Below are 9,483 nucleotides of genomic sequence, written 5' to 3' on the forward strand. Positions count from 1 at the left end.
CTGCCCTGTGCTGCTCGTGGCGAGATGGGGCCGCATAGCTCGCTACGCGACCTGCAGTCGCTCCGCTTGTATGGTTCGAGGTGCTGGAGTGGAGGGACACGCTTCGCATTTGGCCGCTGCAACGGACCAACAGTTTGAGCATTTCTCCACCCCGCCCTTTAACGTCGATGAAGAACGGAGCGCCAGCTCAGCATTGGCTGAACAAGCGCCGATCTGAAGGAAAGCTAACGTAAGGGGCGGAATGCCCCACTCAAGCAGATCCATTTTCTGACTGGAGGGATCCAACGTGCAACAAGCAGAATTGTTCACTCATGCTGAATGGAAGTTGTCGGACACTTCTTTTTCAGAGAGCATATAACGCCAGCGCAAGACTTGTTGCCTTCGGTGGCAAGCGCAGAAAAGTTCAAGACAGTTTTGTCATGCCGCCCGCTTACACTCATCTGGGTGGTGCGCTGCCGCATTGCGCACCAAAGCTGGAACTTGTCTTGCATCATGTCACTCAGCCACAGCATGACTACACACGTGACCCACGCCGCCATCGACGCGCCCAAACCCGTTGCCGTCAACCAAGGCAACCCCAGCAAGATCGAACTTGCTGCGCTGGCCATTGGGTTCTTGGCGATGTATGTGCCGACCTACATAACGCTGGACAAGACAATCTGGAACATTGTGGGCCAGGGGCATGGTCCGGTGATGCTGGCCCTGACGGTGTGGCTGGCCTACCAGCGGTGGCCCGGGCTGGCAGCGTTGCCGGCGCGCACCGCAGCGCTGCCAGGTGGCCTGCTGCTCGTGAGCGGTCTGCTTTTCTACATCGTGGGCCATTCGCAAGACATTTTGATGTTCGATGCGGGCTCGCAGATCCTGGTGCTGGCGGGTGTGCTGCTGCTCTACAAGGGTACGGCAGGCCTCAAGCACATGTGGTTTCCGCTGTTCTTCATCATTTTCATCATTCCCCTGCCGGGTACTCTGGTCGATGCATTGACGGGGCCGCTCAAGGCTGCTGTGTCGCACGTGGCCGAAATGATCATGTATGCGTTGGGTTATCCCATCGGCCGTGCCGGTGTCACCCTGACCATCGGCCCCTATCAATTGCTGGTGGCTGATGCTTGTGCCGGCTTGAATTCGATCTTCGCATTGGAAGCCATCGGCGTGTTCTACATGAGCGTCGTGCAGCATGCCAGTAAGGCTCGCAATATTGCACTTGCTATCCTGATTTTGCCGATTTCCTTCGTTTCCAATGTGACCCGCGTCATTGCGCTGGTTTTGGTGACGTACTATTTCGGCGACGCTGCGGGGCAGGGCTTTGTGCATGATTTCGCCGGTATCCTGCTTTTCATGGTGGCCACCGTTCTGACGATCTTCACTGATTCGATCCTGGGCTTATTCTTCAAGAATAAAAAGACGACGAAACAAAATAGCAACTAACCATGACGTTCAATCAATTATTGGAAATACTCAAGGCACGTTGGATTACCTTGTCCGTGGTTTTTGCTTTGACAGTATTGACCACGCTCATCGTCAGTTCCGTGCTTCCTAAGCAGTACACCGCGACCGCTTCCGTACTGGTTGATGTCAAGAGCGCCGACCCTATCCAAGGCTTTGCCATGCAGAGCATGTCGGTACCGGGTTACATGGCCACACAGACCGACGTGATCCGCAGTGAGCGCGTGGCGCGCAAGGTGGTGCAACTTACCGGCCTGGCAAACAATGCCGCCATGCAGGAAAAGTGGCGCGCAGAAACAGAAGGCGTCGGCAGTTATGAGGTCTGGCTGGCCAAGCTTCTGGCCAAGCAGCTGGATGTGACGCCCACCCGTGACTCCAATGTGATCAACATCAGCTACACGGCCACCGACCCCGGTTTTGCCGCGCTGATCGCCAACACCTTCATCCGTGCCTACTTGGCCGTGAACCTCGAACTGCGCGTCGAGCCCGCCAAGCAGTACACCGCCATGTTCGAGGAACAATCCAAATTGCTTCGTGAGCAACTGGAAGAGTCGCAGACCAGATTGTCGTCCTACCAGAAAGAGAAGGGCCTGATCGCCACGGACGAGAGGCTTGACGTTGAAAACACCCGTTTGAACGAGCTCTCCTCTCAACTGGTGGCGCTGCAGGCACTGGCCGCTGAGTCGACCAGCCGGCGCGCCCAGGCCGGCGCCAACAGCCCGGAAGTGCTCAGCAACAGCGTGATCGGTGCTTTGAAGGCCGATGTATCGAGGCAAGAGGCCCGCCTGAAGGAAATTGCGGCCAAGTACGGCTCCGCCCACCCGCAGGTGCTGGAGCTGCAAGCGAACATCAGCGAGTTGAACCGCAAGATCGATTCCGAAATGGCGCGCGTGACTGGCAGCCTGGGTGTCAATAGCACCGTGAACTCTTCTCGAGAGGCTCAGGCCCGTGCCGCTGTCGAGGCGCAGCGTCAGAAGGTACTGAAGCTCAAGGAACAGCGTGACGAGGCTGCCGTGCTGCTGCGCGACGTGGAAAGCGCCCAGCGTGCCTATGAGTCAGTGCGTGCGCGGTTGATGCAAACCTCGCTGGAGAGCCAGAGTAACCAGACGAACATCATGCCGTTGGAGTCCGCCACGGAGCCGACATCGGCATCGTCTCCGAAGGTGTTCCTCAATACCTTGCTTTCTGTCGTGTTGGGTGCTGCACTGGCGGTTGGCACAGCCCTGGTCATTGAGCTGACAGATCGCCGCATGCGTTCCCGAGACGATGTCACGGCTTTGCTGGACATGCCTTTGCTGGCGCAACTCCCCCGGGTTTCCTTCAATGGAAGCGACACAGCAAAGAAAGAGTCGGGATTCTTCTTGGCTGGCCGCAGCACGCCTCAGCCCAAATTGAACGCGCCGGTCTGACACGGTCCGTACTGCAAACAGACTTGCAAATAATATGAATCAGCAAACGAGCCAACCATCCGAAAAATCCATTGGCGACATCATCAGGCAGGCCAACAACCTGTCTTCCGACCAAGTGGAGCAGGTGCTCGCGCATCAAAAGGAAAGCGGCCTCAAATTTGGTGAAGCGGCCGTTGCACTGGGTTTCATCCGCAGGGAAGACGTGCTGTGGGCTCTGTCGCAGCAGTTCCACTACCCGTACACGGCGGAGGCCGCGAACTCTCTGGCCAGCGAGTTGGTGGTGGCCACGAGGCCGTTCAGTGACGAAGCCGAGGTGTTTCGTGACCTGCGAAGCCAACTGCTGGCTAACGCGCTGAACGGTGAGGGTGTCAGGCGTGCCCTGGCCGTGATCAGCCCCAACACGGGCGACGGCAAAAGCTTCTTCTGCGCCAACCTGGCTGTGGCCTTCAGCCAGTTAGGCGGCCGCACCTTGCTGGTGGATGCAGACATGCGTACGCCAAGGCTCCACGAAATCTTCGGCATCACCAGCAACAACGGTTTGAGCAGTATCCTGTCCGGCCGCTCGGAGACGAACGTGATCCGTCCGGTCGACGAACTGCCCAGCCTGTATCTGCTGCCGGTGGGCATTACGCCGCCCAACCCGCTTGAACTGGTGCAGAAGGCATCCTTCGGCCTGCTGCTCAACGAACTCTTGCTGAAGTTCGATTACGTCATCGTCGATACGCCCGCAGCTACACACGGCGCCGATGCGCGTGTTATCGCGGCCAAGTGCGGCGCCGTTGTGGCGGTGGGGCGCAAGGCTGCTACCCGTACGGCCGCCATGCAAAAACTTCTGGACAGCGTTTCCAAGTCGACCATCAAGGTCGCTGGTGTGGTCCTCAACGACGTCTGAACAAAATGGCACAACTCAAGATCAATCCGGCCCTCACGGGCATCGTGGCGGCTCTGATGCTGGGCAGCGCTTCCGCCGCCTACATCCTGCACCCGGACGAACTGCTGGCCGACACCAAGCCTGATCTTCAGTTGGAAACTGCCATTCCCAAGGCATTCGGTGATTGGGTGCTGGACACCAATGCGCCGATGGCCGTGGTGGACCCGCTGACAGCCCAAAAGCTGCAGTCCATCTACACATCCACGCTGAGCCGGACTTACGTGAACAAGTCCGGGCAGAAGATGATGCTTTCTCTGGCTTATGTGAAGAAGCACTCCGACGAGGGCAGCGTCCATTACCCCAATGTGTGCTACCCCGCGCAGGGCTTCAACATCTCTCGCCAGCATGTGTCGGATCTGAACGGTGTGGCGCCTAGCCACCCGGTCAACCGTATGCTGGCGGAAGCTGGCGGGCGCGTGGAGCCAGTCACGTACTGGGTCACCATCGGTGACTCCATGACGGTGACGGGCATGCAGGCCAAGCTCACGCAGTTGAAGTACGGTATGTCCGGCTACGTGGCCGATGGCATGCTGTTCCGCGTTTCGTCCATCGATCGTGACGTGGATTCGGCCTGGCAGAAGCAGGATAAGTTCGTGGCTGATCTGCTCAATAGCCTGAGCCCGGAAACGCGAACAAGATTTGTTGGAAAGTCCTGATCGACCATGGTGATCACCAGACCAAAGTTCCCGGAGTTTTCCTGGATATTCGTCGCAGCAGCTACGGCTGCTGTTTTGTTTGGTGGCCTGCTGGGGTTGGGGTTTTACATTCTGCTAATCCCGCTGCTGGCGCTGATTTTCGGGGCGTGCATGATTGCATTCCCCAACGTGGCCTTGTGGACGGTCATCATGGGGGCCCTTGGCGGCATTGGGCTCGTCGAACTGTTTGCGCCGCAGTTCCGGCAACTGGGGTGGGCGGTCGCCGCGCTGTCCATGGCCCTGGGTGGAGTGGCATTGATCCAGCGCGTGGCACAGGCAAAGCGCCAAGCGCTGAACCAGGAAGGTACAGGGTTGTTGATATGGTTCGTCGCCTTCGCGTTCGTGGGCTTTGCCTCATGCGTCGCGAACAAGAGCCTCAATGCCGGAACCCTCTCAAGCTTGAAAGGCTACTTTCAGGCTGTTGGCGTCTTGTTTGCCATCGTCTGGTTCAACTATACGAACATGGAACTGCGCCGGTTCATGACGGTCTTGATGTGGTTGACCTTGATTCAGCTGCCGTTCGTTCTGCATCAGTTCTTTTTCCTCGTCCCGATTCGCTCTACGCTGGACTACGCATCGAGGGGGATTGTTGCCATCGACATCGTTTCCGGCACCTTCGGTGGCTTGATGTCCGGCGGAGGTCGAAGCATTGACTTGGCTATCCTCTGCCTGATCGGGGCGACTTATGCCGGCGCGGCGTGGCGCATCGGCGCACTGTCCGGAACGCGGGCGCTGCTTGTTGTCCTTGTTGCCCTGATCCCCATTGCGGTCGCCGAGGTGAAGATTGTCTTCTTCCTGATTCCGGTGGCTGTCTATATCCTGATGCGTGACTTGGCCCGGAAATTCCCCGCCAGGTTCATTCTTGGAATTGCCTCTTCGTTCGTGCTGCTGATCGCGATCGCCATCGGTTACGCCCTGTTGCCAGGGGCTGAGTCGCAGAAGCCGAAGTCGTTCGCGGCCTATATTGATGACACCATCAGCTACAACATCGGTGACCGAGGTTATGGGAATGCGACGCTGAACCGCTCCACGGTGTATTCGTTCTGGTTCCATGAAAATGTGATCAACTTCAACGGCATTCACGCGCTGGTGGGATATGGCCCAGGGGCCACCTTCACCAATTCAAGCCTCTCCGGTAAATCAGTGGCCAATGAGAAGTACAAGGCCATGGGGATCGGGTTAACGGGGCTGTCATCCATCCTGTGGGAGTTCGGTTTGTTGGGTGGTATTGCCTTGGCGGGTATCTTCATCTCGGCCTACAGGTTGGCCGCAAAACTCCTGAAGAAAATCGGGCGAGGGCCTGATTTTCCGGCTGTTGTGTCAGCGCAGGTGGGCGTGGTCGCATGCGGCATATCACTTTTTCACAGTAGCTATTTTGTTTTCGACATGGCTCATCAAGTGATGTTGATGATGTTCCTGGGTGTAATCATCGGACTTGCCCGCAAGCACAAATGATTCGGAATTTTCTGAACTGCAAGGCATCGTGTTTGTTGCTGGGGGCGTGCCTGCCTTTGTCAGTGCACGCCAACAATTTGTTTGGAATGTCGCGCAACCTTGTGTCGGCTTGCCCGGCGCCGGTGTTTGTTGCTCGGGGTTCGGAAGAGTCAGTGAGCGTCAGTTCACTGTCCGTGCTCAGAAAAATCGAACCGCACTTCTTCGGCTTCAACATGGAACTCATGGAGTTCCAGTCCGGCTTCGAGAATGAGAAGCCCATGCAAGAGTTGATTGGGTGGATGAAGCCTTTCAGCGGGGCCATCTACCGTTACCCGGGTGGAACCGGCAATTACGTCGACTGGCGAGACATCGTTGGACCTGTCAAGGACAGGAAAAAGAGGAAATACGCCGCATGGATGGCTCCCCGGGTAGCCACCTTCGGTTTCGATGAGTACCGGAGCTTCCTCAAGAGCGTTGGGGGCGTGGGCTGGTATCTGGTGAACATGCAGGGCACCATCGAATCCGAGGAGCCCATTGACAATCTCACTAAGGGGGCAACCGCGGCAGCCAAATACGTCAGCGGTGGAGCCCAGAAGGACCTTCCCTCCGTCAATTTCTGGGAATTGGGCAATGAGCTCGAGCGGCCTCCGTTCCTGTGGCCGCTGGAGAAGATAGCTGACAGGGCAACAAAAACGGCGCAGGCGCTGAAATCGGGTGGTGCAGTCAACGCGAGATTCATCATGCTTTTCCAGGAATTCCCGGCGCAACAAAAGCGGGGGATCAGCGCCAAAAAATTCAACCAAAATCTGTTCAAAGCGTTGAAGCCCATCAACGTGGAACTTGGTTTTCACGTCTATTACGATGCGGTTCCTAGTGGATTGTCGATGCCAGAGTACCTGAACCGCGTGTGTCAGGGTATTGCCGACGTGGCCGAAGTCAATGACGGCAAGCGTGTCAACACTTGGGTCACGGAGCACGCACGAGTTCCTGAAGGTGCGTTTGATAAGCCTGACTGGAAGGAGTTGTGGCCTCAAACAGCAAATCTTCAAGCCGCGATAGGGGTTGCCGATTTCTACATTGCTGCTGCATCCGTGCCGGAGATATCCGGGGCCTTTATTCATGCTCTCCACGCCATGGGCGGGCCATGGCCGATGTTTCACAAGAACTCGTCCGGCAGCCTGAAGCCAAGCGTCATTTACTGGTCTGCACGAATGCTGAGGGATTCCTACCTTCCCAATGTTCTGCAGACAAAATCCACTTCGTCGAACGAGAGTGATTACCGTGGTGGGTACGATGTGAGATCCATTGTGCTGATGGACGACGCAAAGACCAACTTCTCGGTGTGGGCTGTCAACCGCGACAGACGCCTGGCACGGCTCACGTTGAAGATACCCGCGCTCAAAGGGCGCCAGTTCGTTGCGACTCGGCAGAGTCTGACAGCCGGGAGCCTGAAGTCGAGCAGCTACGAGGAAGCGAACTACATCAGACCTACAGAAACAAGCATTGATGTCAATTTCGATGTCAATGGCGATGCCACGGTCAGCTTGCCGGGGTGGTCTGTTTCCGCCTTCAAGCTCTCCCCGAAATAGATCCCAATGACTGTGTCGACCTCAAGCCCAGGGGCGTGAGGTCGCTGCAATGGCGCGGTGCCACAAGCTAGGGATCGTCGAGCCCTCAGCAAGAGTGCACACTGATGCGATCTATAAACTTGGGGAATGAAACATGCCGACTTCTGTGTATACAGCGCTGGGCAGCTTGTGCGCGTTGTTCGCGCTGCAGGTAGCCACGCTGCAGGACTCTCGTGCGGCGCCGTCCACTATCTCCTTGTCGGATGACATCAGCGTGACGTTCGACAAGCCGGGCACTTTCACGGAAGAGTACGGCTACGACACCGAGAGTGGCTCCTATTACAGTCAGTACTTCAGTTTCTCATCCGAGGGGGCGAGCGAACTCCGGGTTGTCATCAACTTCAACGGATATGTTCCAGCCGGCAAAAGGATTTCCTTCAACCTTGGCGGAAGCCTGCTTCCGACAATATATGCTGAAGAATTCAAATGGGTTTTTTCGGAGCCTCGTGCCAGCATTTTAATTCAGGGGGGGAATTTGCCTGACCCTCATCCTGACGGCGCTACTATCCCGCTCCCATCCTTGCCCGAACAAATTATCTTGGTGCTGAAGGTCACGGATTACGAGCCTGGCAAATACAAGGCATGCCGCAATGGTGACACGCCTCTTTGTGAAACCTACAGCGCGGAAGATCTCGGGATTCTTCACGTTGGGGTCGGCTACAGCATCACGCCTGTGCCTGAGCCAGGCACTGTTCAGCTTGGTTTTGCCGGAGGACTGGCGCTGGCGGCGCTTGCCACTTATCGTCATCGCCGCACGTTATGCAGCCCTGGTGTGCCCGGGGGGCGCGTGCGAGGTTGGTGAGAACGGCTCAAGTCCTCACCACTTCCCGACTCACGGCCTGACAGGATTCTGCAAGGACTGGCGGTCGCGTTGCGTGGATCTGGAGAACTTCTTCCCAAGCTCGATGCTGGGCAACTCAATGTACTTGTAGGCCAGCCACGAGACAAAAAAGGCTGCGGCCAAACATGCTCCAACCTCGAAAGGAATGGTCGATGCACTGTTCTCGAAGAATGAGAACACCACGATGAAAACGGGCCAATGGAGAAGGTAGAGAGAGTAACTGCTGTTCCCCAGCACTTCGAAGAACCTGTTGCTTCCAAATTGATGCCTGAGCGCAAGCAGGAACACGAAGGCTGCAGCGGCATACGCAACGAAGAGCCCCCATGTCCCAAAGGTGCTGAATGGGGTTTTCGCTGCCGGCAGTAGGCCGGCTACCGTTGGAACGGTCATCGTCAGAATGAGCAGATAGGGGATCGAAAGTCGCCAGGACTTCGACTCGTACTCTGTGCGTATGGCGGCGCCAGCGAAGAGGAACGAAAGATGATGGCTGTTGAACTGCACCGGCACCTTTGAACCCGTGAGTTCATTGATCAGGATCGGGAAAAACGTCAGTCCGGCGGTGATGGCGCTCGCGGTGATCAAGACCCTGGTCTTTCCCAGTGTGCCCCATGCAAAAAGTATGGCGCATGCGACATAGAACGCGAGTTCAATAAGCAGGGTCCAATAGACATTGGAAATTGGATTCTGGCCAAGAAGCTGAGGTGCCATCGTCAGGTTGGCGATCAACTGCGATGCTTCGTATTTCTTGCCCAGGAAAACCACATTGGCTGTGGAGGCCGATGCGACTGCAATCCAGAATATTGGGTACAAGCGAAAGAATCGACGGATGGCAAATTGCTTGATCGTAGTTCCTGGCTTCAGGCTGTAGGGAATCACAAAGCCGCTGAGCAAGAAGAAGAGCACCACGCCAAAGCGGCCGAAGTCGATCCCGTCGATGAAGATCATCTCCAGCAGGGCCTTCGCAGCCGGTGGAGTCCCCCGATGGCCACCCCAAACTGCTCCACTGTTGGCCAGTCAAACTGCTCCAGGCAGGACGGGGTGATTATGCGGGGTCGGGCGTGATGGCCAGCCGCGCGGCGGCCTCCTTGAGCCGGTAGCTCTT

8 protein-coding genes are annotated in these 9,483 nt (G+C 56.8%); 7 read left to right on the forward strand and 1 reads right to left on the reverse strand.

What is annotated here, in order from left to right; genetic code table 11:
• Positions 1-522: 522 nt before the first annotated feature.
• From xrtB to WAQ08_RS18340, 7 genes are all read left to right on the forward strand, one after another.
• Positions 523-1,425: an exosortase B gene (gene xrtB, locus WAQ08_RS18310; RefSeq protein WP_422193599.1), complete on the forward strand. Its 903-nt coding sequence runs from the start codon at positions 523-525 to the stop codon at positions 1,423-1,425.
• A 2-nt stretch (positions 1,426-1,427) separates the two neighbouring features.
• On the forward strand, positions 1,428-2,852 hold the full coding sequence (gene epsF / locus WAQ08_RS18315) for a chain length determinant protein EpsF (RefSeq protein WP_422193600.1): 1,425 nt from the start codon (positions 1,428-1,430) through the stop codon (positions 2,850-2,852).
• A gap of 34 nt (positions 2,853-2,886) precedes the next feature.
• Complete coding sequence (locus tag WAQ08_RS18320; RefSeq protein WP_422193602.1) at positions 2,887-3,744, forward strand: polysaccharide biosynthesis tyrosine autokinase; 858 nt, start codon at positions 2,887-2,889, stop codon at positions 3,742-3,744.
• Between the two features lie 5 nt (positions 3,745-3,749).
• Positions 3,750-4,439 carry an exosortase-associated protein EpsI, B-type gene (gene epsI, locus WAQ08_RS18325; protein WP_422193604.1) on the forward strand — a complete coding sequence of 230 codons (690 nt, stop codon included), beginning with the start codon at positions 3,750-3,752 and terminating at the stop codon, positions 4,437-4,439.
• 6 nt (positions 4,440-4,445) lie between these two features.
• On the forward strand, positions 4,446-5,933 hold the full coding sequence (locus WAQ08_RS18330; protein ID WP_422193605.1) for a hypothetical protein: 1,488 nt from the start codon (positions 4,446-4,448) through the stop codon (positions 5,931-5,933).
• A complete protein-coding gene (locus WAQ08_RS18335) occupies positions 5,930-7,501 on the forward strand; it encodes a hypothetical protein (protein WP_422193606.1) in 1,572 nt (523 codons plus the stop codon). Before WAQ08_RS18330 ends, WAQ08_RS18335 begins: the two co-directional genes overlap by 4 nt.
• Positions 7,502-7,634: 133 nt before the next feature.
• Positions 7,635-8,342, forward strand: coding sequence for a hypothetical protein (locus WAQ08_RS18340; protein WP_422193607.1), 708 nt, complete (start codon positions 7,635-7,637; stop codon positions 8,340-8,342).
• A gap of 30 nt (positions 8,343-8,372) precedes the next feature.
• Here WAQ08_RS18340 and WAQ08_RS18345 read toward each other — a convergent pair whose 3' ends face one another.
• Positions 8,373-9,326: an acyltransferase family protein gene (locus tag WAQ08_RS18345; RefSeq protein WP_422193609.1), complete on the reverse strand. Its 954-nt coding sequence runs from the start codon at positions 9,324-9,326 to the stop codon at positions 8,373-8,375.
• Between the last annotated feature and the right edge of the window lie 157 nt (positions 9,327-9,483).

The organism is Aquabacterium sp., from assembly GCF_049274795.1.
Lineage (GTDB): Bacteria > Pseudomonadota > Gammaproteobacteria > Burkholderiales > Burkholderiaceae_C > Aquabacterium.